We start from the raw sequence: 21,430 nt of genomic DNA on the forward strand, positions 1-21,430 counted from the left end.
GCTTGCCCCACCCCCGTTTGAGGGCGAAAATGGGCATTCAGAAAAAGTGCGAACATGATGATCGACTCTGCCCGCTATCCCCGCCTCGCGCGCATCCAGACGCCGGATGACCTGCGCACGTTCGACGAATCCGAACTGAGGGCGGTTGCCGACGAACTGCGCGCCTACCTCATCGAATCGGTGGGCAAGAGCGGTGGCCACTTCGCCGCCGGCCTGGGCGTGATCGAACTCACCGTAGCCCTGCACTACCTGTACCAGACTCCGGTCGACCAGCTGGTCTGGGACGTCGGTCACCAGACCTACCCGCACAAGATCCTGACCGGGCGCCGCGACCAGATCCACACCGTCAAGCAGAAGGACGGCGTCGCGCCATTCCCGAAGCGCGAGGAGAGCGAATACGACACCTTTGGCGTCGGCCACTCCTCCACCTCGATCTCGGCGGCACTCGGCATGGCCATTGCCCGCCAGTCCGAAGGCGACGACCGCAAGATCGTGGCAGTGATCGGTGACGGTGCGATGACCGCCGGCATGGCCTTCGAAGCGCTGATGCACGCCGGCGGCATGGACCCGGAACCGAACCTGCTGGTGATCCTCAACGACAACAACATGTCGATCTCCGAGGCGGTCGGCGGCCTGACCAAGATGCTCGGCCGTGCCACCGGCAGCCGCACGCTCAATGCGCTGCGCGAAGGCGGCAAGAAGATCCTCGGTGACAAGAAGAACAACCCGGCGCGTTTCGTGAAGCGCTGGGAAGAACACTGGAAGGGCATGTTCGTGCCGTCCACGATGTTCGAGGAGATGGGCTTCCACTACACCGGCCCGATCGACGGCCACGACATGCCCGCCCTGCTGTCCACGCTGAAGACGCTGCGCGCCTCCAAGGGCCCGAAGCTGCTGCACGTGATGACCACCAAGGGCAAGGGCTACGAGCCGGCCGAAGGCGACCAGATCGGTTACCACGCCGTGGGCCCGTTCGATCCGGACAAGGGCCTGGTGGCCAAGGCCGGTGCCAAGAAGCCGACCTATACCGATGTGTTCAGCGACTGGCTGTGCGATGCCGCCGCCGCCGAGCCCCGCCTGTACGGCATCACCCCGGCGATGCGCGAAGGCTCCGGCCTGGTGCGTTTCAGCAAGGAATACCCGCAGCGCTATTTCGACGTGGCGATTGCCGAACAGCATGCGGTCACCCTCGCCGCCGGCATGGCCACCCAGGGTGGCAAGCCGGTGGTGGCGATCTACTCGACCTTCCTGCAGCGCGCGTACGACCAGCTGGTACATGACGTGGCGATCCAGGACCTGGACGTGCTGTTCGCGATCGATCGCGCCGGCGTGGTCGGCCCGGACGGTGCGACCCATGCCGGCAACCTCGACCTGAGCTTCCTGCGCTGCGTGCCCAACCTGGTGGTGATGGCACCGTCCAACGAAGCCGAGTGCCGGCAGATGCTCAGCACCGGCCTGCAGCACCCGGGCCCGGCCGCCGTGCGCTACCCGCGCGGCACCGGCACCGGCGTTGCAGCCGGCACCGACCTGTCCACCCTGCCGATCGGCAAGGGCGAACTGCGCCTGCAGGGCAGCCGCATTGCCCTGCTCGCCTTCGGCAGCACCGTGGCCGCCGCCGAGCAGGTCGGCCGCGAACTCGGCCTGAGCGTGGTCAACATGCGTTTCATCAAGCCGCTGGACCGCGAGCTGGTGCTGGCTGTCGCCGCCCAGCACGAGGGCCTGGTGACGATCGAAGACAACGTGGTGGCCGGTGGCGCCGGTTCAGGCGTCGGCGAGCTGCTCAATGCCGAAGGCGTGCTGCGCCCGATCCTGCACCTGGGCCTGCCCGACAGCTACCAGCACCATGCCAGCCGCGAGGACCTGCTGGCCGAAGCAGGCATCGACGCCGCGGGCATCCGTGCGGCCGTGCTCAAGCGTTGGCCGCAGCTGGTCACAGGTACCCCGCCGCTGAGCGCGGCGGGCTGAGGCCAATTGCCACCCAGTGGATCCGCGCATGGCGTGGATCTACCTTGCGTCTGCATCCACGCATGGCGTGGGTCGACCCCGGTTCCGCAGTAGATCCACGCCATGCGTGGATAGCGGGACCCGGAAACAGGATCTGGCCTGACACCCCCGCCCTCAGCCGTAGCTGACCGCTTCCACGAAGGCGCCGCTGGCTTCCACGCGCACCGCGGCGCGCTGCCCGGTATCGACAAAGTGCAGGCGCGCCAGGGTTTCAGCGAAGTCGAACGCGCGGGCACCGTCGCGGAAATCGATCGGCTCCGGCCGGTCCGGATGCAGCACGCGCCATTGGCGCTGTTCGCATTGCAGGCGGATCAACATGCGGCTCACTCCTTGAGGCAGCGTATCGACGGTAGCGGGACATTCCTGCCGATCACGGCAGGCATCGTCGCAACAGATCAGGGACACACAGAGATGCCCTGATCGCAGAAGATACGGCAATTCAAAATGTGAGCTGTATCAGATTTTTCTGATTTTAGAGGGGCACGCTCAGTTCACCTGGAACTGTGCCCGGCAGCCGTCGCTGACCCAGATGCCACGACGATCCCAGCCCCAGGTCTGGCCCTCGATGCAGGCACTGCGCGAATCCTGGCGAACCAGGCGCACGCCGCGGCGGATGCGGGCGTCGCAGTACTCCTGGCGATGCCCATTGGAATGACAGGTGATCACCTCGCCGCCGCCCCAACCGTTGCCGTTGCCCCAGCCACCCCCATTGCCCCAGCCACCGCCACGACGGTACTCGCCGACGAACTCGGCGCGGCAGCCCTGGGTCACCCAGACGCCATAGCGCGACTGGCCCCAGGTCTCACCTTCCACGCACGGCGAGCCGGACAACTGGCGGATCATCCGCGCGCGGCCCTCCAGACGGCACTCGTTGCTACGGTTCTTGATCGACTCGCAGCGCACGATGCCGCTGCCTTCGCGGCCACCGTAGCGGTCATCGTCATAGCCGTAGCCATAGCTCTGCGCCTGGGCGCCACCCGCCGCCGCCAGCATCGGCAGCAGGGTGCAGGCCAGGGTACGCCAGGTGAGTGCCTTGCCCATCGAGATCTCCAGATGAATACGATGGCGCAAGCATCCGGGATTCCCGGCACGGCGCACAGGGGGGCGCGTGACGCCGGTTTTTCCCCATTCAAACAACGCAACCGTAGCTGACTGCACGCAACGACCGGCATCAGTCTCCTACGTGCAGGGCATCCACCGCGCTGCCGAGCGCCTCGACCCGCACCGTGCTGCGCTGGCCGGTGCGACGGTGGTGCTCGAGGGCCCGCGCCGCGGCGACATCGAAAGCCTCGGCGCCCCGCGCATATCGGGTTGCGTCATGCACCTGCGGATCCAGCACGGACCAGTGCCGGGCGTTGCGTTGAACGGTAATGACCATGAGGGGCTCCTGCGGATGGAAGGATGCGACGGCAGGCGGACGGTCCACGTGCCGGTACACCTTCAGGCTAGCGATCACCTCAGGGGTGGCCCATCAGATTTGTACGAAAATGCCGCGCCCTCCGGTCAGCCCTTGCCTGCCCTCACATCCCTGAGTCCATTTAGCCTGTTCATTCCGTGATTCTTGTCACGGAGTCAGCCGGGCTTCACACTACCGTCATCAACAGGGGCCCCTTCCACATGCGCACCTTCTTCTCGCAGCAGCGTTGGACGCTGCTGAAGTTCTATTTCGTGGCCAGCTACCTCGTGCTGATCGAGGAACTGATCCGCGCCGCCATGCACTGAGCGCTTGCTGCAGGGCTATTTGCGACAGACACTGTCGCTTTAGGCACGGAGCCCGCCCGATGAAAGCGCTTCTTCTGATTCCAGCCCTGCTGGTGCTGTCCGCCTGTGCCAACCAGCATCAGGCCGCTGCGCGTGCCGATACGGCGGCCACTTCGCCCGCCACGCCGAAGGTCGGTGGCGACCGCGATGCCCACGGTTGCATCGGTTCGGCCGGCTACCAGTGGTGCGAGCACAGCCAGCGTTGCGAACGTCCGTGGGAACTGGCGCAGGCACAGGGCCTGGCCAACACCGCCGAAGCCATCGATGCCTACTGCGCGAAGCCGGCCAGCCCGGCGCGCAAGTGAGTCGCGCCGCCCATGGCTGAGCTGAGTCCGCTCCCCACCCTGGCCCCAGGCCGCTACCGCCACTTCAAGGGCGGCGAGTACGAAGTGCTCGACATCGTCCGCAGCAGCGAGACCCTGCAGCCGATGGTGCTGTACCGCGCGCTGTATGGCGAAGGTGGCCTGTGGGTACGCCCGTACGCCATGTTCGTCGAGCAGGTGCCCGGCGAGCACGGACCGCAACCGCGTTTCGCCCGCGTCGACGCATGAGGGTTCCGCTGCCGGCCATGGCCGGCAGCGCGCGGTAACGCGGCGGGCCTGCGTTACAATCGTACCGTCCAGTCGGTTTCTTCCCGCCATGTCCGCATCCCCCTCCCGTTCGCGCCGCAAGGCGCCCGACAGCGTGCGCCAGTCACTGCTGCAGGCCACCATTGAAGTGATCGGCCGTAACGGCCTGGCCGCGCTGACCGTGCAGGACGTCGCGCAGGCCGCCGGTGTCAGCAAGGGTGCGTTGTTCCATCATTTCAGCAGCAAGCAGGTGCTGGTGGATGAAGCCATCGGAGCGCTGATTGGAGAATTCGAAGCGCGCGTGCGCGCCCTGCTGCAGGAAAACCCCGAAGGCCATGGCCGTTTCAGCCGCGCCTATGTGCAGGCCAACTTCGAGCATCTGCTGCAGCAGGAGCAGGACAACGACATCGGCCTGACCTTGGGCAACCTGATGGAACCGGGCCTGCTTGCGCACTGGCGCAACTGGAAGCGCGCGATGCTGGCCGAGTTCCCTGGCGAAGCCGGCGACCCACGGCTGTACGCGGCGCGCTGCGCTGCCGATGGCTACTGGGCCACGGCCTATGGGCGTCCGCTGGACGAGGAAGAACGTGCCAATGCATTGGCCATGGCCGAGCAGGCCCTGAAACTGTGCGACCCGCAGTGAGCTGGAGCGCTCGATGAATCCCTACCTCTACCTTGCCGCTGCCATCGTGCTGGAAGTGATTGCCACATCACTGCTGAAGGCATCCGACGGCATGAGCCGGCTGGCGCCGACACTGGGCGCACTGGTCGGCTACGGGCTGTGCTTCTACCTGCTGTCAATGACCATGAAGTCGATCCCGACCGGCATCGCCTACGCAATCTGGTCCGGCGTCGGCATCGTGCTGATCTCACTGATCGGGCTGGTGGTGTTCAAGCAGCGCCTGGATGCACCGGCGTTGACCGGCATCGGCCTGATCTGCGCCGGCGTACTGGTGATCAACCTGTTCTCGCGCAGCAGCGCGCACTGAGCACGCTGCTGCGCGATCAACGCTAGCTGACCTTCTTCGCTACGGTCATGCCGAGCAGGAACAGCACCACGGCGATGATGATGCCGGCCCAGAACAGGAACTTGGCGATACCGACCGCGGCACCGGCAATGCCACCGAAGCCGAGCACGCCTGCGATCACACCGATGACGGCGAAGATGATGGCCCACTTGATCATGTCAAACCTTTCCCTGCGGGGACTGCGTACTGGATGATCAGGCTAGGCCGTGGCCGATGCGGCAATCGTGAACAGGCCGCGTGCGCGGCGTGAATCAGCGCGGACGGAAGCGCAGCAGCGCGACGGCAAACGCCAGGAACACGCTGCCCACCAGGCGCTCGAACCAGCGTCGCGCAAACGGCTTGGCCAACCAGCGGCGAAGGCCATGGCCACCGGCCGCATACATCACGTACCAGAACAGTTCGCACGCGGCAAAGGTGGCCACTAGCACGCTGTACTGCAGCGCCTGGCCGCGTGACGGGTCGACGAACTGCGGCAGGAACGCCGCCGCGAACAGCAGCAGCTTGGGATTGCTCAGGCCCACCAGAAGGCCACCACGGAACACCTTCCACGCGCCCAGCGAGGCCGCAACCGGCGGCGTAGCATCGACCGTCACCGGCGGTGCCGGCCGGCAACTGTCACGCCATGCCTTCAGGCCCAGCCAAGCCAGATAGGCCACGCCCAGATAACGCAGCACCTCGAACAGCATCGGCGAGGAATGCAGCAGCGCACTCAGGCCTGCTGCGGAGGCCGCCAGCACCAGCAGCATCGCCAGCAGGCAGCCGGCCATCGCCGGCACACTGCCACGGAACCCCAGCCCGACGCTGCGACCGAGGATATGCAGCATGTTCGGCCCCGGCGTACCACACAGAACGAACACCGTGGCGAGGAACCACCACCAGGTATGCAGGGCCATAGCGCACATCCACTTCAGAAGATCCAACCAGCATAGAGTGCGCCGGGCCTGCCGCGGCACACACAGCGCAGCATGGATGTGGTGGTTACAGATCGCCGCCATCGGCAACCGGGCACCATCTGTGCTGCAATGAGGGCTCCTGGCACGGAGCGGCGCATGAAGACCCTTGGCCTGATTGGTGGCATGAGCTGGGAAAGCTCGGCCCAGTACTACCGGCTCATCAACGAGGAGGTACGGCGGCGGCTCGGCGGTGCGCACTCGGCACAGCTGCTGCTGTGGTCGGTGGATTTCGCCCCGATCAAGCAGCTGCAGCACGACGGCGACTGGGATGCACTGGGCGACCACATGGTTGAGGCCGCACGACGCCTGCAGGCCGGTGGTGCCGATCTGCTGCTGGTCTGCACCAACACCATGCACACGCTGGCCGACCGCATCGAGGCGGCCTGCACGCTGCCGCTGCTGCATATCGCCGACCCCACCGCCCAGGCCATCGTGCAGGCAGGCGCACGCAAGGTGGGCCTGCTCGGCACCGCCTTCACCATGGAACAGGACTTCTACCGCGGCCGGCTGCAGGATCGCTTCGGACTGGAGGTGCTGGTACCCGAAGCCGATGATCGTCGCAGCGTGCACGACATCATCTACCAGGAGTTGATCGCTGGTGTGGTCAGCGAGCACTCACGGCAGGTCTATGCCGGCGTGATCGCGCGACTGGTGGCGCGCGGTGCCGAAGCAATCATTCTTGGCTGCACCGAGATCATGCTGCTGGTACGCCCGGAGGACAGTGCAGTGCCGCTGTTCGATACCACCGCCCTGCATGCGCGGGCCGCCGTGGACACGGCCCTGGCTTGAATCAATGCGCGCCGGAGCGCGGAATCAGTCCGCGCCCTGCACTTCCAGCGCGGTGATCAGCCACTCGACCACCGCCGGTGAATCGCACAGGAAGAAGATGGCGTCACCGGAGCGTGCTTCGGTAAGCAGCCGATAGACCGTGATCGCCACCGCCGACTGGTTGGCGATGAACACTTCCGGGCTGCGCGGCCCTTCACTATGCCCGGCAACGGCATGCAATGCCTTGCGCGCAGCCACAGTGGCAGCCGGGTCCGCGCTGCGGGTCAGTTCCGGCCCGCGCAGCCCCCAGGCAACGAACACATGCTTGCCCTTGAACGTAGTGTCCAGGACCCGCACCTCGGCGCCACCTGCGTCGGCCGAGCGATGAATGACGGTACTGCTGATCAACGCAACCCCCTGTGGTCGTCGTGGTCCGCGCATCCTCCCCCGCAGGCCGCCCGCACACCAGTGACGGCAGCCACAGGCTGCGCCGACAGGCGTGGAAGACATGTAAGAAGGTGTAAACCGATGCGATCGGATGTGCAGCGATGATACGGGATGTAAGCCTCTGCATGGGCTGGTGCGCACTACTAAATCCCTCCTGAGCCGCTTCCGGAACGATGCGTTCCGACGGCCCCGTGCTGGGTCATTCTTGCCGCCCGAATCCCCGCCCGAGGCTCCCCCATGACCCTTCGCCCGCTGCTGCCGATCACCGGCGCCGCCCTTGCCCTGCTGCTGGCCGCCACCGCCGTGGCCGCCCAGGACTACGACACTGATCACATTCCAGCGCCGCGCTGCGAATCCCAGTTCAACAAGACCGAGCAATGCCCCATCGAGGGACCGATGCGCCTGGCCAGGCAGCTGTCGGTGACCCGTTGCGTGGAAGACCAGAACTGGGGCCAGAGCCGGCGCATGCTGTGGGTGACCGACGGCTGCCGCGCCGAGTTCGTCGCCGACGAACACGGCCGCTGGCCGGGACGTGGCCGCAGCCGTGATCGCGACAACGAGGGCGAACGCCTGGTCTGCGAGTCCTACGAGAACAAGGACAAGGAGTGCCGGATTCGCGTGCGCCATGAGGTACGGCTGGTCAGGCAGAAATCGGTGACAGCCTGCATCGAGGACCGCAACTGGGGCTGGGACCGCCGCGGGGTGTGGGTCAGCGACGGCTGCCGTGCCGAGTTCCGTGTGTATTGACTGCCGGCCGCGCGCTGGCTGCATCGAGCAGGCGTGCGTGCCAGGCGGAGTCGATAGACTATGGCCTGCACGGCAGGGAGCACGACATGGAACGATGGTATCTGGCGACGCTGCTGGCGTTGATCCTGCATCAGATCGACGCTGCGTTCTGGCAGGAATGGGCCATGTTCCATGTCCCCGGTGGCATCCAGGGCTTCCTGCTGTTCAACCTGTTCGCAGTCGGCGCCGTGCTTTGGGGTTATCGCCAGATCGTGCTGGGCACATCCACGGCGCGCAGCTATGCACTGGCGTGCGGGGGGCTCGGCATTGGCACGGCACTGATCCATCTGGCCTTTGCCCTGTTCGGTCGCAGTGAATTCCACCTGCCGCTGTCGATTGCCGTCCTGCTCGCCTGCTTTGTGTCGGGTGGCGGCCTGTTGCTGAAGCTGCGCCCGCGATGAACCGGACGTCCTCTTCTCCGCATCTGCGCGACGGCATTCCGCAGGACGCAGATGCCTTGATCGCGCTCGACAGCGTGGCAGCCACTGATCCACGGCGGATCATGCAGATTGCCGACTGGCTGGCGCACGGCGTCGTGCAGGTCGCCGAGCAGGACGGCAAGATCGTCGGCTACCTGGTCATCCATCACCACTTCTTTGGCGAAGCCTTCATTGAAATGTTGATGGTGGCGCGCGAACAGCGCAGCCAGGGCATCGGCGCCATCCTGCTGCGGCACGCGATCACGTGGCGCGGTGGCGGCAAGCTGTTCACCTCGACCAATGCCTCCAACACGGGCATGCAACGCCTGCTCGCTGCCGCCGGCTTCGTGGGCAGCGGCATCGTGCATGGCCTGGATGAAGGCGATCCGGAACTCATCTACCGCTTCGCGGAAGACTGATCAGCATCTGCAGAACGCACAAAAAAGCCCACGCATTGCTGCGCAGGCTCCTTGATTCATCACAGTGGTCGGGACGGCCGGATTCGAACCGACGACCCTCTGCCCCCCAGGCAGATGCGCTACCAGGCTGCGCTACGCCCCGACTGATGCTGCGATGTGCCCGCCAGTGCGGCGGGCCGTGAAGTATAGCGGATTACGATGGAAATGGGATCAGCGGCGCAACAACTGCAGCACTTCTTCCAGCTCCATGCGCACCTGCTTGATGATCTGGTTGCTCAGCGCCGATTCCTCGCGGGCATCGGGGCCATCCAGGCGCAGGCGGGCACCACCGATGGTGTAGCCCTGTTCGTACAGCAGGCTGCGGATCTGCCGCACCATCAGCACGTCATGGCGCTGGTAGTAGCGGCGGTTGCCTCGGCGCTTGGCCGGCTCAAGGCTGGGAAACTCGGTTTCCCAGTAGCGCAGGACGTGCGGCTTGACGTCGCACAGCTCGCTGACCTCACCAATGGTGAAGTAGCGCTTGGCCGGGATCGGCGGTAGTTCGCGGTTACTGCCCGGATCCAGCATAAGCCTCCACCCTCTCCTTGAGCTTCTGGCCCGGACGGAAGGTGACCACCGTACGGGCGGAAATCGGAATTTCCTCGCCGGTCTTGGGGTTGCGACCCGGGCGCTGGTTCTTGCGCCGCAGATCGAAATTACCGAAGCCCGACAGCTTCACCTGACGTCCCTGTTCCAATGCTTCACGCAGCACATCGAAAAACGCGTCGACGAATTCCTTGGCTTCACGCTTGTTCAGACCGACTTCGTCGAACAGCTTTTCCGCCATCTCCGCCTTGGTCAATGCCATTGCCTGCTACCCCCGAGTGCTGCCCGCTCAGCCGCGGATCCGGGCGTGGTGTTCACGCTCGATGGCAGTGACCGCCTCGGCCACCACCGCATCCACGTCGCGGTCCGTCAGAGTGCGCGACTTGTCCTGCAAAATCAAGCCCATAGCGAGACTCTTGAAGCCCGGCTCGACGCCCTGGCCAACATAGCGGTCGAACAGGTTCAGGTCGCGCAGCAGCGGGCCTGCGGCCTGTCGGACGGTGGCCGCCAGGTCGGCCCAGGCCACCTGCTCAGGCACCAGGAACGCCAGGTCGCGGCGCACCGCCGGGAAGCGCGACAGCTCGCCGGCACGCGGCAGGCGACGGGCGGTCAGCGGCTCCAGGTCCAGCTCGAAGGCATACACGTCGGCCTCGATCTCCATCGCCCGCGCCAGGCGCGGATGGATCTGGCCGATCCAGCCGATGGCCACGCCATCGCGGAACACCTCGGCCGAACGCGCCGGGTGGCCGTAGGCGCGGGCCGACGGACGGAACTCCAGCTGCGCGCCACTGGCAGCCGCCAGCGATTCCAGGTCGCCCTTCAGGTCATGGAAATCGACCTTGCGGGTCGGCAGACCCCACTGCACCGCCTGCGCCTCACCGCAGACCGCAGCGGCCACGCGCGGGGTTTCCAGCGGCGCCGGTTGGCCGTCTCCGCCCTGCTGGGCAAACACACGGCCGATCTCGAACAGGCGCACGCGGCCCAGCTGGCGCGCGGCATTGCGGCCAAGCGTGGCGACCAGGCCCGGCAGCAGCGACGGACGCATCACCGCCAGTTCCGCCGACAGCGGGTTGGCCAGCGGCACCAGACCGTCGCGCAGCTGCCACTGGGTCAGCAGCGCGTCGTCGACGAAGGCGAAGTTGACGGTTTCCTGCTGGTCACGGGCGATCAGCTGGCGGCGCACGCTCAGCGCGTCCAGCTGGGTCTCGCTCGGCATCGCCACGCGCGAGGCACCGCCCGGCAGCGTGGTCGGGATCTGCTCGTAACCGTGGATGCGGGCCAGCTCTTCGATCAGGTCTTCTTCGATGGCGATGTCGAAGCGGCGGCTCGGCGCCGTGACCTGCCAGCCCTCGGCGGTAGCAACCACGTCCATGCCAAGCGCGCGCAGGATGCGCTCGACTTCGGCATCGTCGATGCTGATGCCGAGCACGCGGGTGATGCGGGCGCGGCGCAGCACGATGGTCGCCGGCTGCGGCAGATCGGCTTCACGCACGGCCTCGGTGACCGGTGCCGGGGTACCGCCGGCCAGGTCCAGCACCAGGCGGGTGGCGTACTCGATCGCGGTGCGCGGCAGCGCCGGATCGACGCCACGCTCGAAGCGATGGCCGGCATCGGTGTGCAGGCCCAGCTTGCGGCCACGGCCCATGATCGCGGCCGGCGCGAAGTGCGCCGCTTCCAGGAACACGGCGGTGGTCGCGTCGGTGACGCGGGTGTCGAAGCCGCCCATCAGGCCGGCCAGGCCGACCGCACGGTCAGCATCGGTGACCACCAGGAAGCTGTCGTCCAGCGCAGCATCGCGGCCGTCCAGCAGCTTCAGCGTCTCGCCCGCGCGCGAACGGCGCACGGCGATGCTGCCCTGCAGGGTGCCCAGGTCGTACGCGTGCATCGGCTGGCCCAGCTCCAGCATCACGTACTGGGTGATGTCGACCAGCAGCGAGACCGGACGCACGCCGCTGCGGCGCAGGCGCTCGGCCATCCACAGCGGGGTCCTGGCGGCAGCATTGACGCCTTCGATGACACGGCCCAGGTAACGCGGCGCTTCGGCGCCGGCGTCGAGCTGGATGGCCAGCTCACGGCTGCCGACAGCCGCAATGGCGTCGGCCGCGAAGTCCAGCACTTCACTGCGGGTGGCGGCGGCGACGTCGTAGGCGATGCCGCGCAGGCTGAAGCAGTCGGCGCGGTTCGGGGTCAGCTTGATCTCGATGCTTGCGTCCGGCAGGCCCAGGTACTCGACCAGGGTCTGGCCGATCGGGGCATCGTCCGGCAGTTCCAGCAGGCCGGACGCATCGCTGTCCAGGCCCAGCTCCTTGGCCGAGCACAGCATGCCGTTGGACTCGACGCCACGCAGCTTGGCCGGCTTGATCTTCAGCTCGCCGATCTGCGCGCCAACCATCGCCAGCGGCGCGACCAGGCCCGGGCGTGCGTTCGGTGCGCCGCACACGATCTGCAGCAGTTCGCCCTGCCCGGCATCGACCCTGCACACCTGCAGGCGGTCGGCTTCCGGATGGCGCACGGCTTCAACGATGCGTGCCACGACCACGTGATCGAGGCCTTCGCCAAGCGCGGTTACTTCTTCCACTTCCAGGCCGATGGCGGTCAGCACCGCGCTCAGCTCATCGCGCGAGGCGGAGGTCGGGACGTGGCTGCGCAGCCAGTTTTCGGAGAATTTCATGGTGTCACCCTGGTGGGAGGCGTGCCTCCCGTTGCGGTTTTTGGGGTCGCCCAGCGCATGCGCAAGCAGGCGTCCATCCAGAAAGCAGCCGAGCAGGGCTCGGCTCTACACGGTTGCGGCTTACGCGAACTGCTTCAGGAACCGCACATCGTTCTCGAAGAACGCGCGCAGGTCGTTGACGCCGTAGCGCAGCATCGCGAAACGCTCCACGCCCATGCCGAAGGCGAAGCCGGTGTAGCGCTCCGGATCGATGCCGACATTGCGCAGCACGTTCGGATGGACCATGCCGCAGCCGAGCACTTCCAGCCAGCGGGTGCTGCCATCGGGCTGCTGCCAGGCGATGTCCACTTCCGCGCCCGGTTCAACGAACGGGAAGTAGCTGGGACGGAAACGCATCTCGAAATCGCGCTCGAAGAACGCACGCACGAACTCGGCCAGCGTGCCCTTCAGGTCGGCGAAGGTCGAATGCTCGTCGACCAGCAGGCCTTCCACCTGGTGGAACATCGGCGAGTGGGTCTGGTCGCTGTCGCTGCGGTACACCTTGCCGGCGGCGATCATGCGCAGCGGCGGCGCGTGGTCGCCCATGTAGCGCACCTGCACACCGGAGGTATGCGTACGCAGGAGGCGGCCGTCGCCGAAGTAGAAGGTGTCGTGCATGGCGCGCGCCGGGTGGTGCGGCGGGAAGTTCAGCGCCTCGAAGTTGTGCCAGTCGTCCTCGATCTCCGGCCCTTCCGACAGCTCGTAGCCCAGCCGGCCGAAGATGCCGGTGATGCGCTCCAGTGTGCGGGTGATCGGGTGCAGGCCGGCACGGTCGCCATTGCGGCCCGGCAGGGTGATGTCGATGGCTTCGGCGGCCAGGCGCGCATCCAGTGCCGCGTCTTCCAGCAGCGCCTTGCGCTCGCCCAGCGCGCGGGTCAGCACGTCGCGGGCCTGGTTGATCGCTTCACCGGCGGCCTTGCGCTCGTCGGCCGGCAGGGCACCGAGCTGCTTGAGCTGCGAGGTGATGCTGCCGCTCTTGCCAAGCAGGGCCACGCGCAGCTGCTCCAGCACGTCGGGGCTCTGTGCGGCGGCCACATCGGCCAGCGCCTGGGTGGTGAGGGATTGGATGTCGCTCATGGGGGGCTGGAACTCCAGTCGATCTGCCATCGCGATGCGCGAAGGGCCGACCCCTGTCGCCACCGCCGTCCCCGCGCTGCCGTCGTGGCCTCGCCGGGACCCAAAAAAGAATGGGGAAGGACTTGCGCCCTTCCCCATGCATTGCCTTGACCTGACACCGTCCGAGTGAACGGTTACGGCATCGGGAAGGACTTATGCCGCCAGCGCGCCCTTGGCCTTTTCGGCCAGCGCAGCAAAACCGGCTGCGTCGTGCACGGCGATGTCAGCCAGGACCTTGCGATCCAGGGTGATGCCGGCCTTCAGCAGACCGTTCATGAAGCGGCTGTAGCTCAGGCCGTTGATGCGGGCAGCCGCATTGATACGGGTGATCCACAGCGAACGGAAGTTGCGCTTCTTCTGCTTACGGCCGATGTAGGCGTACTGCTGTGCCTTGATGACCGCCTGCTTGGCGACGCGGAAGACCTTGCGGCGGGCGTTGTAATAGCCCTTGGCGAGATCCAGGATTTTCTTGTGGCGGCGACGCGCCTGTACGCCACGCTTAACTCGTGCCATTTTTCAGTTCCTCAGAGGTAAGGGAGCATGCGGTCCAGACGGCCTGCGTCTTCTGCACGGACATGGCCCGTCTGACGCAGATTACGCTTACGCTTGGTCGCTTTCTTCGTGAGGATGTGGCTACGGTTGGCGTGGCCGCACTTGTACTTGCCCGAGGCGGTCTTGCGGAAACGCTTGGCCGCTGCCCGGTTGGTCTTGATCTTGGGCATTGCAATGTCCTTGATGGGATATGACCCTGGTTTCTGACTGATCTGGCGGCGGCCTGGGCCGCTCTTTCCGTCCTGCCATGATCGGCGTACGACCCGTCCTGGGTGGGTCGAGCCGGGCATGATACAGGCAAAACCGCCCTGCCACCAGCCCCTGCAACCCTTTACCGGCGATTCACCGGCGTCCTGCAAAAGCAAAGGGACGCCAGCGGCGCCCCCTTACCCTGAACCCTTCAGCCAGGCGCCCCGGAAGGCGGCCCGTCAGGCCTCAGGTCTTCTTCTTCGGCGCGATCATCATGACCATCTGACGCCCTTCCAGGCGCGGACGGGATTCAATGACGATGTCCTCGCCCAGATCGGTCTCGATCCGGTTGGCCATTTCGCGGCCCAGTTCCTGGTGGCTCATTTCACGGCCACGGAAACGGATGTTGACCTTGATCTTGTCACCATCTTCGAGGAACCCGCGCATCTTGCGCAGCTTGATCTGGTAGTCGCCCTCGTCCGTGACCGGACGGAACTTCACTTCCTTGATCTCGACCTGCTTGGTCTTCTTCTTGGCCTCGCTGGCCTTCTTCTGCGCTTCGAACTTGAACTTGCCGAAGTCCATGATCTTGCAGACCGGCGGATCGGCCTGCGGCTGGATCTCGACCAGGTCCAGGCCTTCATCTTCGGCCATGGACAGCGCTTCGTCGCGCGACAACACGCCGATCATTTCTCCGTCACTGCCGATCACGCGGACGCGCGGCACACGGATTTCCTGATTCTTGCGGTTCTGTTTGTTGTCAGGGGTGCTGATATTACGTTCTCCCAAGGGTATCGAACCGGTCCGGGTGCCTGTGCGCCCGGACCGGACCTTTGCTTACGCGCCCTCGGCGTGGAGCCGCTCGATGAAGGCCTGCAGGCTCATGCTGCCCAGGTCTTCGCCAGAACGCGTACGCACCGCCACAGCCCCATTTTCCTTCTCGCGGTCACCGATGACCAGCAGGTAGGGCACGCGCTGCAACGTATGCTCGCGGATTTTATAGCCGATCTTCTCGTTACGCAAATCCGAGCTGACGCGGAAGCCTTGCTCCGCAAGGGTTTTGGTCACGCCCGAGACGTAGTCGGCCTGGGCGTCGGTGATGTTGGCCACCACCACCTGGGTCGGCGCCAGCCAGGCCGGGAACTGGCCGGCATGGTGCTCGATCAGGATGCCCAGGAAGCGCTCCATCGAGCCGACGATGGCGCGGTGCAGCATGACCGGGTGCTTCTTCTGGCTGTTCTCGTCCACGTACTCGGCACCCAGGCGGCCCGGCATCATGAAGTCCACCTGCATGGTGCCCAGCTGCCAGGTACGGCCGATGGCATCCTTCAGGTGGTACTCGATCTTCGGGCCGTAGAAGGCGCCCTCGCCCGGCAGCTCCTGCCATTCCACGCCACAGGCGGTCAGCGCCGAGCGCAGCGCGCCTTCGGCCTTGTCCCAGGTGGCGTCGTCACCCAGGCGCGATTCCGGGCGCAGTGCGATCTTGATCTGGATCTCGTCGAAACCGAAGTGCTGGTAGACCGCCAGCGCCTGCTGGTGGAAGGCCGTCACTTCCGACTCGATCTGGTTTTCCGTGCAGAACACGTGGCCGTCGTCCTGGGTGAAGCCACGCACGCGCAGGATGCCGTGCAGCGCGCCGGACGGCTCGTTGCGATGGCAGGAACCGAACTCACCATAGCGGATCGGCAGGTCGCGGTAGCTGTGCAGGCCCTGGTTGAACACCTGGATGTGGCCCGGGCAGTTCATCGGCTTGACCGCGTACGTGCGCTTCTCCGATTCGGTGAAGAACATGTTGTCCTGGTAGTTGTCCCAGTGACCGGACTTCTTCCACAGGCTCACGTCCAGGATCTGCGGGCAGCGCACTTCGCCATAGCCGCTGTTGCGGTAGACCTTGCGCATGTACTGCTCGACCACCTGCCACAGCGCCCAGCCCTTCGGGTGCCAGAACACCAGGCCCGGTGCTTCTTCCTGCAGGTGGAACAGGTCCTGCTGCTTGCCGATGCGGCGGTGGTCGCGCATTTCAGCTTCTTCGATGCGCTTGATGTACGCCTCGAGCTGCTTCTTGTCGGCCCAGGCGGTGCCGTAGATGCGCTGCAGCTGCTCGTTCTGCGCGTCGCCGCGCCAGTAGGCGCCGGAGATGCGGGTCAGCTTGAAGGCCTTCAGGAAGCGCGTGTTCGGCACGTGCGGGCCACGGCACATGTCCACGTATTCCTGGTGGTAGTACATGCCCATCGCCTGGATGTCGTCGGACATGTCCTCGATCAGGCGCAGCTTGTAGTCCTCGCCACGGGCCTTGAAGATCTCGATCACTTCGGCGCGCGGGGTCATCTTCTTGATGACGTCGTAGTCCTGGGCGATCAGCTCGCCCATGCGCTTCTCGATCGCGGCCATGTCGTCCGGGGTGAACGGGCGCTCGGAGTAGATGTCGTAATAGAAGCCTTCGGCGATCACCGGGCCGATCACCATCTTCACGTCCGGGTAGAGCTGCTTGACGGCGTGGCCGACCAGGTGGGCGCAGGAGTGGCGGATGATCTCCACGCCCTCCTCGTCCTTGGCGGTGATGATGCGCAGGCTGGCATCGTGGTCGATGACGTCGCTGGCATCGACCAGCACGCCATCCACGGCACCGGCGATGGTGGCCTTGGCCAGGCCGGCGCCGATCGACTGGGCGACCTCCATGACGCTGACGGGGTTTTCAAATTCGCGGCGGCTGCCGTCGGGAAGAGTAATGTTGATCATCGCAGTGGCTTCGTGCGGGGCCCGCTGGGCGGGCTGGAAAGCGTTCCCGGGGCGGCGCCCGGGCAATAAAAAAGCGCCGCGAGGGCGCCTGGAACACAGGGCCTTCGGGGGCAGGTCAACAGTGGGCGGTGGTAGTGCTCATGTCGCACGCTCGGCCGGCGCTGGGCGCGGGCCACCTTGTTCCAGTCAGGGTTCTACGATGATCTTAAACCAGCGCACAGGAAAGCCCAAGGGCTACCGTACGGTCGGCTGAATGTGCCTCGCTGGCGGCGTGAAATTGCAATGATTACCATGTCGGCGCAGGCCGCTCCGTGCCAGCCTGCCCGCTTTCCCCCAGGACCCCGTGATGCGCCACCCGCTCCGACCGGCTTCCGCCGGCCCCGCCCGTGCCCCGCGTTCGCCGGCCCGCTGCCGCGCCGGCCGCCCGCAATGATCACCGTCGGCCTTTCCACGCTCGGCTTCTGCAGCCTGGGCATGCTGGCAGCGATGTTCTCGGCGCTGGCCTTCTATGCCGCTTCGCCGCATTGCCGCTGGCCGCGCCTGCGCCGCGCCGGCCGCCTGGGCCGCCAGATCGGCCTGGTCGCCGCTGCCGCCGCGCTGTGGCTGTGGATGGCCGAGCTCGGCTTTGCCGCCGGCCTGGTGGCGATGTTGTGCACCTGGATGCTGGCCGCGATGCTGTTGCCGGCGCTGGCCGCCTGGCACCGTCCCGGCACGGAGTCGCCCTGATGTGGCCGCGCGCCTTCGCTGGCACCGTGGCCGGCTTCCTCCTGGCCGCGGCCGCGACCGGCCTGCTGGCATGGGTACCGCCCGGCCCCTGGCAGCGGGCGCTGGTGCCGACCCTGATCGCTTTCATCCCGCTGTGGATGCTGGCCGCCCTGTGGGCGTTCAGTTTCCGCAGCGCGCTGCGCGCCTGGCTGGTGCTGGGTGGCAGCGCCGCCGCCGGCTTCGCCATGCTCGGGCTGCTGCGCCTGACCGGCGCAGTGCAATGAGACCTCTCCCATGAAGTTCAGTTCGCAGACCCTGCGCACGTTCACCACCCTGCATACCTGGGTCGGCCTGGTGGCCGGCTTCGGCCTGTTCGTGGCCTTCTACGCAGGAGCGCTGACCCTGTTCCATCACGACCTGCCACTGTGGCAGACGCCGGGAGCCGCCACCGCACTGCCCGCCGGGCTGGACGATGCGCAGTACCTGCTGGAAGACGTGCTGACTGCGCATCCGGAGGCACGCCGCCACGTCGGCATGACTTTCCCCGGCGCCGAACACCCGCAGCCGCTTGCGTACTGGCAGGCCGATGACGGCAGCTGGCGCTATGCCTGGCCCGGCCAGATCGCCGGCAGCCCCACACCACCGCAGACCGGACTGGCCGAACTGGTCAACGAGCTCCATTACAGCCTCGGCCTGCCCGTAGCCGGGATCTACGTGATGGGCATTGTCAGCCTGCTGTACGGCATGGCACTGCTCAGCGGCCTGGTGATCCATCTGCCGAAGCTGCTCGGCGACCTGTTCGCGCTGCGTCCTGGCCGCAACCTGAAGCAGCTGTGGCAGGACGCGCACAACGTGATCGGCGTGCTCAGCCTGCCTTTCCACCTGATGTTCGCGGTCACTGGTGCCCTGCTCTGCCTGGTGTTCGTGCAGATGGCCCTGCTCAACCCGTTGATCTACGACGGCAAGGCGCTGCAGGCGGTGCCGACGGCGATGGACACCGCGCCCGTGCGCGATGCCAGTGGCATTCCGGCACCGCCGGGCAGCCTGCGCGTGCTGCATGCGCGCGCGCTTGAAGTCGCCCGCGCACAGGGCGTGGCCAACTTCGAGCCGGCCTACCTGAAGCTGGCCAATGCCGGCGATGCCAATGCCACCATCGAGATCACCGGCGAATCCACCGGTACGCTCGGCCCGCTTGGCGCGGTGGCGCTGGACGTGGCCACCGGCGACGTTCTGGCCTCGCAGCTGCCGGGCCAGCGCGACGCCAACCACGCCACGCTCAGCGCCGCCTACGCGCTGCACTTCGGCGAACTCGGCAACGGCGTGGTGGTCTGGCTGTACTTCCTGCTCGGCCTTGGCGGTGCGTTCCTGTTCTATTCGGGCAACCTGCTGTGGATCGAGTCGCGGCGCAAGCGTCGCCAGCCGCAGCAGCCGCGCGCCGGGGTGAACATGGCGCGGGCGACGGTCGGCGTGTGCATCGGCCTGTGCGTGGCGATCTCGGTCGCGTTCGTCACCGCGCTGGTGCTGGAGCGGCTGGCGCCGACAGCGGTCGATCGCGGCATCCGCTGGGCCTGCTTCGGCAGTTGGGCGGCCTGTGCGCTGTGGGCCGCGCTGCGACGCCCGGCGCAGGCCGCACGCGAGTTGCTGTGGGCGGCGGCGATCAGTACCGCGCTGGTACCGGTGCTGCACGGCGCACTCAATGGTGACTGGCTGTGGCGCGCCGCCGCGCGTGGCCACTGGCCGCTGTTCTGGGTCGACGCCATCGCGCTGGCCATGGCCTTCGGCTTTGCCCGCCTGGCAGTGGCCAGCCAGCGCCGCGCCCGCAACGGCGATCCCAACAGCGTCTGGGCCAACTGAACCTTCGCCGGGCATGCCCCGGCGCTACCTGCCATTGCGCGCAACGCTCCCTGTAGCGTCGAGCTTGCTCGACAGCTGTTGATTTCGCGCCAAGCACCGTCGAGCAAGCTCGACGCTACCCGAGCAGGATCATGCCTCGCCGGGGTAACGACTCACTTCGATCAGGTTGCCATCCGGGTCGCGGAAATACACCGATTCGATCGGCCCCAGCGCACCGGTGCGCGCAACCGGCCCCTCCTCCACTGCAACGGACTGCGCCTGCAGGTGGGACAGCACATCGACTGTCGCCATGCGCGTGACCAGGCACAGGTCGGCACTGCCCGGCGTGGGCCGCAGCGCATGCGGCTGCAGCGGGGCACTGGCCGCATGCAGATTGATCTTCTGCTGGCCGAACTGCAACGCGGTACGACCCGCGCCGAAGCGCACGACCTGCATGCCGAGCACGCGCTGGTAGAAATCACAGCTGCGGTCGATGTCGGCGACGGTGAGGACCAGGTGGTCCAGGCGTTCAAGATGGATCATGCCCGCAGCGTAACGCTGCGGGCGTGGCCATGCTGTGCGGGGTTGGGCCAATGGCGTTGCGGCATTGCGCCGGGCATCGCCTGATGCAGCTCAATCGCCGATGCGCGCCTTCTGCCACGGGCCCAGCATGGCGTTGAGCAGGCTGGCCTGTTCGTCGTCGCCGGTCAGCTCCCACATGAACACCCCGGCCAGGCCCTGCTCGCGGGCGAACTGCGCACGCAGGCCGATCGAGCGCGGGTCTTCATAGCTGATGAAGATCTTCTGCCCGGCGTTGTACAGCCACGGGCTCTGCGCCTGCGGCTGCCAGTGTTTCGTCCAACCCGGCTGATCGAGATAGCGCGCCTTGATCACCCGCCAGTCGCCGGCATCGGCCGGCGCACTGTAGGACTGGTACAGACCATCCGCTGCATCGCCGGTGACCTTGAAGCCGCGCCCGTAGAACGGTACGCCCAGCACCAGTTTATCGGCCGGCACGCCGTGCTCGCGGTAGTACTGCACCGCGCCGGCCACGTTGTTCCAGCGCCGCAGCTCCGGGGCCAGCGGATCGGCCGGCACTTCATGCAGCGGCGCATTGAAGGTCGACACCGCCGAGAAACCGGTGCCCATGTCGTAGCTCATCAGGTTGATGAAATCGAACACCTTGGCCAACGCCGGCAGGTCGTAGCTCGCTGCTGGATCGTAGGGGCCATCGGTCTGCAGGCGACCGGCGGCCAGCGCGGCGGTCAGCAGCATCGGCTGTCGCTCCTTGCGCCCGTGCGCGTCGAGTGCGACGCGGAACGCCTGCGCGAGCCGGGTCAGGTTGGCGCGATCCTGCGGGCGGTGCGCCAGCTCCTTCGGTCCGCCACTGACCGGGAACTCCCAGTCGATGTCCACGCCATCGAAGCTGCCGGCATGGCGGTCGAAGAACAGCGCCATGCACGAGTCGACCAGGCGCTTGCGGCTGGCCTCGGTCAGCGCTGCATCGGAGAATCCACCTGCGCCCCATCCGCCAATTGAGATCAGCGTGCGCAGATGCGGGTGCGCCTTCTTCAGCTCGGCCAGCGCCGCGAAATTCTTCGGCGCTTCGGCACCGATCGTGCAGCGCCCGTCCTCGATGGTGGAGAACGCGTAGAACAGATGGGTGAGGCGCTCGGCCGGAATGCTCGACACCGGGTAGCGCTCGGCCGAACCACCGGGGTAGTAGGCACCGAAGATCGGTGGCTGCGCGGGCGCCGCATGCACGGCAATGGGCAAGGCACCGGCAATCAGCACGGCAAGGACAGCCACGGTCTGGCGGAACATGGGATCTCCCGGTTCGAAGGCGC

Annotated in this window: 28 protein-coding genes and 1 tRNA gene; 12 read left to right on the forward strand and 17 right to left on the reverse strand. The window is 66.5% G+C overall.

The annotated features are described in order from the left end of the window. Window positions 1-57 precede the first annotated feature (57 nt). A complete protein-coding gene (gene dxs / locus AC5P7E_RS01605; RefSeq protein WP_012480865.1) occupies window positions 58-1,965 on the forward strand; it encodes a 1-deoxy-D-xylulose-5-phosphate synthase in 1,908 nt (635 codons plus the stop codon). 153 nt (window positions 1,966-2,118) lie between these two features. Here the strand turns inward: dxs and AC5P7E_RS01610 are convergent, their stop codons facing one another. The 3 genes from AC5P7E_RS01610 to AC5P7E_RS01620 form a co-directional block, all read right to left on the reverse strand. Next, window positions 2,119-2,322 (reverse strand): hypothetical protein, encoded by a 204-nt coding sequence (locus AC5P7E_RS01610; protein WP_005410416.1) that lies wholly within the window; start codon window positions 2,320-2,322, stop codon window positions 2,119-2,121. Between the two features lie 168 nt (window positions 2,323-2,490). Continuing rightward, window positions 2,491-3,045 (reverse strand): DUF3011 domain-containing protein, encoded by a 555-nt coding sequence (locus tag AC5P7E_RS01615; protein ID WP_049430631.1) that lies wholly within the window; start codon window positions 3,043-3,045, stop codon window positions 2,491-2,493. A 130-nt stretch (window positions 3,046-3,175) separates the two neighbouring features. After that, the gene (locus AC5P7E_RS01620) at window positions 3,176-3,382 is read right to left on the reverse strand and encodes a hypothetical protein (protein ID WP_005410418.1); all 207 of its coding nucleotides are present in this window, start codon (window positions 3,380-3,382) and stop codon (window positions 3,176-3,178) included. A 403-nt stretch (window positions 3,383-3,785) separates the two neighbouring features. On the opposite strand from AC5P7E_RS01620, the gene AC5P7E_RS01625 reads away from it, so the two are divergent. From AC5P7E_RS01625 to AC5P7E_RS01640, 4 genes are all read left to right on the forward strand, one after another. Then, a complete protein-coding gene (locus tag AC5P7E_RS01625; protein ID WP_005410420.1) occupies window positions 3,786-4,070 on the forward strand; it encodes a hypothetical protein in 285 nt (94 codons plus the stop codon). A gap of 12 nt (window positions 4,071-4,082) precedes the next feature. Continuing rightward, a complete protein-coding gene (locus tag AC5P7E_RS01630; RefSeq protein ID WP_005410421.1) occupies window positions 4,083-4,316 on the forward strand; it encodes a DUF1653 domain-containing protein in 234 nt (77 codons plus the stop codon). An 88-nt stretch (window positions 4,317-4,404) separates the two neighbouring features. Further along, complete coding sequence (locus tag AC5P7E_RS01635; protein ID WP_012480869.1) at window positions 4,405-4,977, forward strand: TetR/AcrR family transcriptional regulator; 573 nt, start codon at window positions 4,405-4,407, stop codon at window positions 4,975-4,977. 13 nt (window positions 4,978-4,990) lie between these two features. Next, the gene (locus tag AC5P7E_RS01640) at window positions 4,991-5,323 is read left to right on the forward strand and encodes an SMR family transporter (RefSeq protein ID WP_005414055.1); all 333 of its coding nucleotides are present in this window, start codon (window positions 4,991-4,993) and stop codon (window positions 5,321-5,323) included. Window positions 5,324-5,345: 22 nt separating this feature from the next. Here AC5P7E_RS01640 and AC5P7E_RS01645 read toward each other — a convergent pair whose 3' ends face one another. Both AC5P7E_RS01645 and AC5P7E_RS01650 read right to left on the reverse strand, forming a co-directional pair. Then, complete coding sequence (locus AC5P7E_RS01645; protein ID WP_005410424.1) at window positions 5,346-5,519, reverse strand: DUF1328 domain-containing protein; 174 nt, start codon at window positions 5,517-5,519, stop codon at window positions 5,346-5,348. 94 nt (window positions 5,520-5,613) lie between these two features. Then, a complete protein-coding gene (locus tag AC5P7E_RS01650) occupies window positions 5,614-6,255 on the reverse strand; it encodes a LysE family translocator (RefSeq protein WP_005410425.1) in 642 nt (213 codons plus the stop codon). 156 nt (window positions 6,256-6,411) lie between these two features. Between AC5P7E_RS01650 and AC5P7E_RS01655 the strand changes: the two genes are divergently transcribed. After that, window positions 6,412-7,104: an aspartate/glutamate racemase family protein gene (locus tag AC5P7E_RS01655; protein ID WP_114618703.1), complete on the forward strand. Its 693-nt coding sequence runs from the start codon at window positions 6,412-6,414 to the stop codon at window positions 7,102-7,104. A 24-nt stretch (window positions 7,105-7,128) separates the two neighbouring features. Here AC5P7E_RS01655 and AC5P7E_RS01660 read toward each other — a convergent pair whose 3' ends face one another. Further along, window positions 7,129-7,524, reverse strand: coding sequence for a hypothetical protein (locus tag AC5P7E_RS01660; RefSeq protein WP_044570630.1), 396 nt, complete (start codon window positions 7,522-7,524; stop codon window positions 7,129-7,131). Between the two features lie 243 nt (window positions 7,525-7,767). Between AC5P7E_RS01660 and AC5P7E_RS01665 the strand changes: the two genes are divergently transcribed. The 3 genes from AC5P7E_RS01665 to AC5P7E_RS01675 all read left to right on the forward strand — a co-directional run bounded on the left by AC5P7E_RS01665 (window position 7,768) and on the right by AC5P7E_RS01675 (window position 9,154). Beyond that, complete coding sequence (locus tag AC5P7E_RS01665) at window positions 7,768-8,277, forward strand: DUF3011 domain-containing protein (protein ID WP_329761644.1); 510 nt, start codon at window positions 7,768-7,770, stop codon at window positions 8,275-8,277. A gap of 86 nt (window positions 8,278-8,363) precedes the next feature. After that, a complete protein-coding gene (locus AC5P7E_RS01670; protein WP_043035591.1) occupies window positions 8,364-8,717 on the forward strand; it encodes a DUF6713 family protein in 354 nt (117 codons plus the stop codon). After that, on the forward strand, window positions 8,714-9,154 hold the full coding sequence (locus tag AC5P7E_RS01675) for a GNAT family N-acetyltransferase (RefSeq protein ID WP_005414059.1): 441 nt from the start codon (window positions 8,714-8,716) through the stop codon (window positions 9,152-9,154). The genes AC5P7E_RS01670 and AC5P7E_RS01675 overlap by 4 nt, the downstream gene beginning before the upstream one ends. A 65-nt stretch (window positions 9,155-9,219) precedes the next feature. On the opposite strand, the gene AC5P7E_RS01680 is transcribed toward AC5P7E_RS01675, so the two are convergent. The 9 genes from AC5P7E_RS01680 to thrS form a co-directional block, all read right to left on the reverse strand. After that, window positions 9,220-9,296: transfer RNA gene (locus AC5P7E_RS01680), tRNA-Pro, on the reverse strand. Window positions 9,297-9,364: 68 nt separating this feature from the next. Then, window positions 9,365-9,721, reverse strand: coding sequence for a MerR family transcriptional regulator (locus AC5P7E_RS01685; RefSeq protein ID WP_005410431.1), 357 nt, complete (start codon window positions 9,719-9,721; stop codon window positions 9,365-9,367). Then, window positions 9,702-10,001, reverse strand: coding sequence for an integration host factor subunit alpha (locus tag AC5P7E_RS01690; RefSeq protein ID WP_005410432.1), 300 nt, complete (start codon window positions 9,999-10,001; stop codon window positions 9,702-9,704). Before AC5P7E_RS01690 ends, AC5P7E_RS01685 begins: the two co-directional genes overlap by 20 nt. A gap of 27 nt (window positions 10,002-10,028) precedes the next feature. Then, a complete protein-coding gene (pheT, locus tag AC5P7E_RS01695; protein WP_114618702.1) occupies window positions 10,029-12,410 on the reverse strand; it encodes a phenylalanine--tRNA ligase subunit beta in 2,382 nt (793 codons plus the stop codon). Between the two features lie 120 nt (window positions 12,411-12,530). After that, a complete protein-coding gene (locus AC5P7E_RS01700; RefSeq protein WP_005410434.1) occupies window positions 12,531-13,526 on the reverse strand; it encodes a phenylalanine--tRNA ligase subunit alpha in 996 nt (331 codons plus the stop codon). Window positions 13,527-13,718: 192 nt separating this feature from the next. After that, the gene (rplT, locus tag AC5P7E_RS01705; protein ID WP_005410435.1) at window positions 13,719-14,078 is read right to left on the reverse strand and encodes a 50S ribosomal protein L20; all 360 of its coding nucleotides are present in this window, start codon (window positions 14,076-14,078) and stop codon (window positions 13,719-13,721) included. A gap of 11 nt (window positions 14,079-14,089) precedes the next feature. Then, on the reverse strand, window positions 14,090-14,287 hold the full coding sequence (gene rpmI, locus AC5P7E_RS01710; RefSeq protein WP_005410436.1) for a 50S ribosomal protein L35: 198 nt from the start codon (window positions 14,285-14,287) through the stop codon (window positions 14,090-14,092). Between the two features lie 265 nt (window positions 14,288-14,552). Beyond that, window positions 14,553-15,095 (reverse strand): translation initiation factor IF-3, encoded by a 543-nt coding sequence (gene infC, locus AC5P7E_RS01715; RefSeq protein WP_005410437.1) that lies wholly within the window; start codon window positions 15,093-15,095, stop codon window positions 14,553-14,555. Window positions 15,096-15,143: 48 nt separating this feature from the next. After that, window positions 15,144-17,045, reverse strand: coding sequence for a threonine--tRNA ligase (thrS, locus tag AC5P7E_RS01720; RefSeq protein WP_005410438.1), 1,902 nt, complete (start codon window positions 17,043-17,045; stop codon window positions 15,144-15,146). Window positions 17,046-17,474: 429 nt separating this feature from the next. Between thrS and AC5P7E_RS01725 the strand changes: the two genes are divergently transcribed. The 3 genes from AC5P7E_RS01725 to AC5P7E_RS01735 are packed head-to-tail and all read left to right on the forward strand — an operon-like array spanning window position 17,475 to window position 19,604. Next, window positions 17,475-17,771 carry a hypothetical protein gene (locus AC5P7E_RS01725; RefSeq protein WP_005410439.1) on the forward strand — a complete coding sequence of 99 codons (297 nt, stop codon included), beginning with the start codon at window positions 17,475-17,477 and terminating at the stop codon, window positions 17,769-17,771. Beyond that, on the forward strand, window positions 17,771-18,034 hold the full coding sequence (locus AC5P7E_RS01730; protein ID WP_005410440.1) for a hypothetical protein: 264 nt from the start codon (window positions 17,771-17,773) through the stop codon (window positions 18,032-18,034). Before AC5P7E_RS01725 ends, AC5P7E_RS01730 begins: the two co-directional genes overlap by 1 nt. A gap of 10 nt (window positions 18,035-18,044) precedes the next feature. Next, complete coding sequence (locus tag AC5P7E_RS01735) at window positions 18,045-19,604, forward strand: PepSY-associated TM helix domain-containing protein (RefSeq protein ID WP_495222817.1); 1,560 nt, start codon at window positions 18,045-18,047, stop codon at window positions 19,602-19,604. A gap of 129 nt (window positions 19,605-19,733) precedes the next feature. Here the strand turns inward: AC5P7E_RS01735 and AC5P7E_RS01740 are convergent, their stop codons facing one another. Together AC5P7E_RS01740 and AC5P7E_RS01745 are read right to left on the reverse strand one after the other, a co-directional pair. Beyond that, the gene (locus AC5P7E_RS01740; protein WP_005410442.1) at window positions 19,734-20,126 is read right to left on the reverse strand and encodes a VOC family protein; all 393 of its coding nucleotides are present in this window, start codon (window positions 20,124-20,126) and stop codon (window positions 19,734-19,736) included. Between the two features lie 90 nt (window positions 20,127-20,216). Further along, entirely contained in the window at window positions 20,217-21,407 is a 1,191-nt protein-coding gene (locus AC5P7E_RS01745) for a glycoside hydrolase family 18 protein (protein WP_114618700.1), read from the reverse strand. Between the last annotated feature and the right edge of the window lie 23 nt (window positions 21,408-21,430).

It is taken from the genome of Stenotrophomonas sp. YJH_SMC_25, assembly GCF_059369595.1.

Coding starts and splice junctions, on each gene's coding strand:
- AC5P7E_RS01690 (WP_005410432.1), bottom strand. CDS start 10,001: ATGGCATTGACCAAGGCGGAGATGGCGGAAAAGCTGTTCGACGAAGTC.
- AC5P7E_RS01685 (WP_005410431.1), bottom strand. CDS start 9,721: ATGCTGGATCCGGGCAGTAACCGCGAACTACCGCCGATCCCGGCCAAG.
- AC5P7E_RS01640 (WP_005414055.1), top strand. CDS start 4,991: ATGAATCCCTACCTCTACCTTGCCGCTGCCATCGTGCTGGAAGTGATT.
- AC5P7E_RS01670 (WP_043035591.1), top strand. CDS start 8,364: ATGGAACGATGGTATCTGGCGACGCTGCTGGCGTTGATCCTGCATCAG.
- rplT (WP_005410435.1), bottom strand. CDS start 14,078: ATGGCACGAGTTAAGCGTGGCGTACAGGCGCGTCGCCGCCACAAGAAA.
- AC5P7E_RS01675 (WP_005414059.1), top strand. CDS start 8,714: ATGAACCGGACGTCCTCTTCTCCGCATCTGCGCGACGGCATTCCGCAG.
- pheT (WP_114618702.1), bottom strand. CDS start 12,410: ATGAAATTCTCCGAAAACTGGCTGCGCAGCCACGTCCCGACCTCCGCC.
- AC5P7E_RS01645 (WP_005410424.1), bottom strand. CDS start 5,519: ATGATCAAGTGGGCCATCATCTTCGCCGTCATCGGTGTGATCGCAGGC.
- AC5P7E_RS01700 (WP_005410434.1), bottom strand. CDS start 13,526: ATGAGCGACATCCAATCCCTCACCACCCAGGCGCTGGCCGATGTGGCC.
- AC5P7E_RS01635 (WP_012480869.1), top strand. CDS start 4,405: ATGTCCGCATCCCCCTCCCGTTCGCGCCGCAAGGCGCCCGACAGCGTG.
- AC5P7E_RS01610 (WP_005410416.1), bottom strand. CDS start 2,322: ATGTTGATCCGCCTGCAATGCGAACAGCGCCAATGGCGCGTGCTGCAT.
- AC5P7E_RS01660 (WP_044570630.1), bottom strand. CDS start 7,524: ATGCGCGGACCACGACGACCACAGGGGGTTGCGTTGATCAGCAGTACC.
- AC5P7E_RS01730 (WP_005410440.1), top strand. CDS start 17,771: ATGTGGCCGCGCGCCTTCGCTGGCACCGTGGCCGGCTTCCTCCTGGCC.
- rpmI (WP_005410436.1), bottom strand. CDS start 14,287: ATGCCCAAGATCAAGACCAACCGGGCAGCGGCCAAGCGTTTCCGCAAG.
- dxs (WP_012480865.1), top strand. CDS start 58: ATGATCGACTCTGCCCGCTATCCCCGCCTCGCGCGCATCCAGACGCCG.
- AC5P7E_RS01740 (WP_005410442.1), bottom strand. CDS start 20,126: ATGATCCATCTTGAACGCCTGGACCACCTGGTCCTCACCGTCGCCGAC.
- AC5P7E_RS01735 (WP_495222817.1), top strand. CDS start 18,045: ATGAAGTTCAGTTCGCAGACCCTGCGCACGTTCACCACCCTGCATACC.
- AC5P7E_RS01625 (WP_005410420.1), top strand. CDS start 3,786: ATGAAAGCGCTTCTTCTGATTCCAGCCCTGCTGGTGCTGTCCGCCTGT.
- AC5P7E_RS01725 (WP_005410439.1), top strand. CDS start 17,475: ATGATCACCGTCGGCCTTTCCACGCTCGGCTTCTGCAGCCTGGGCATG.
- thrS (WP_005410438.1), bottom strand. CDS start 17,045: ATGATCAACATTACTCTTCCCGACGGCAGCCGCCGCGAATTTGAAAAC.
- AC5P7E_RS01745 (WP_114618700.1), bottom strand. CDS start 21,407: ATGTTCCGCCAGACCGTGGCTGTCCTTGCCGTGCTGATTGCCGGTGCC.
- AC5P7E_RS01650 (WP_005410425.1), bottom strand. CDS start 6,255: ATGGCCCTGCATACCTGGTGGTGGTTCCTCGCCACGGTGTTCGTTCTG.
- AC5P7E_RS01655 (WP_114618703.1), top strand. CDS start 6,412: ATGAAGACCCTTGGCCTGATTGGTGGCATGAGCTGGGAAAGCTCGGCC.
- AC5P7E_RS01665 (WP_329761644.1), top strand. CDS start 7,768: ATGACCCTTCGCCCGCTGCTGCCGATCACCGGCGCCGCCCTTGCCCTG.
- AC5P7E_RS01620 (WP_005410418.1), bottom strand. CDS start 3,382: ATGGTCATTACCGTTCAACGCAACGCCCGGCACTGGTCCGTGCTGGAT.
- AC5P7E_RS01615 (WP_049430631.1), bottom strand. CDS start 3,045: ATGGGCAAGGCACTCACCTGGCGTACCCTGGCCTGCACCCTGCTGCCG.
- AC5P7E_RS01630 (WP_005410421.1), top strand. CDS start 4,083: ATGGCTGAGCTGAGTCCGCTCCCCACCCTGGCCCCAGGCCGCTACCGC.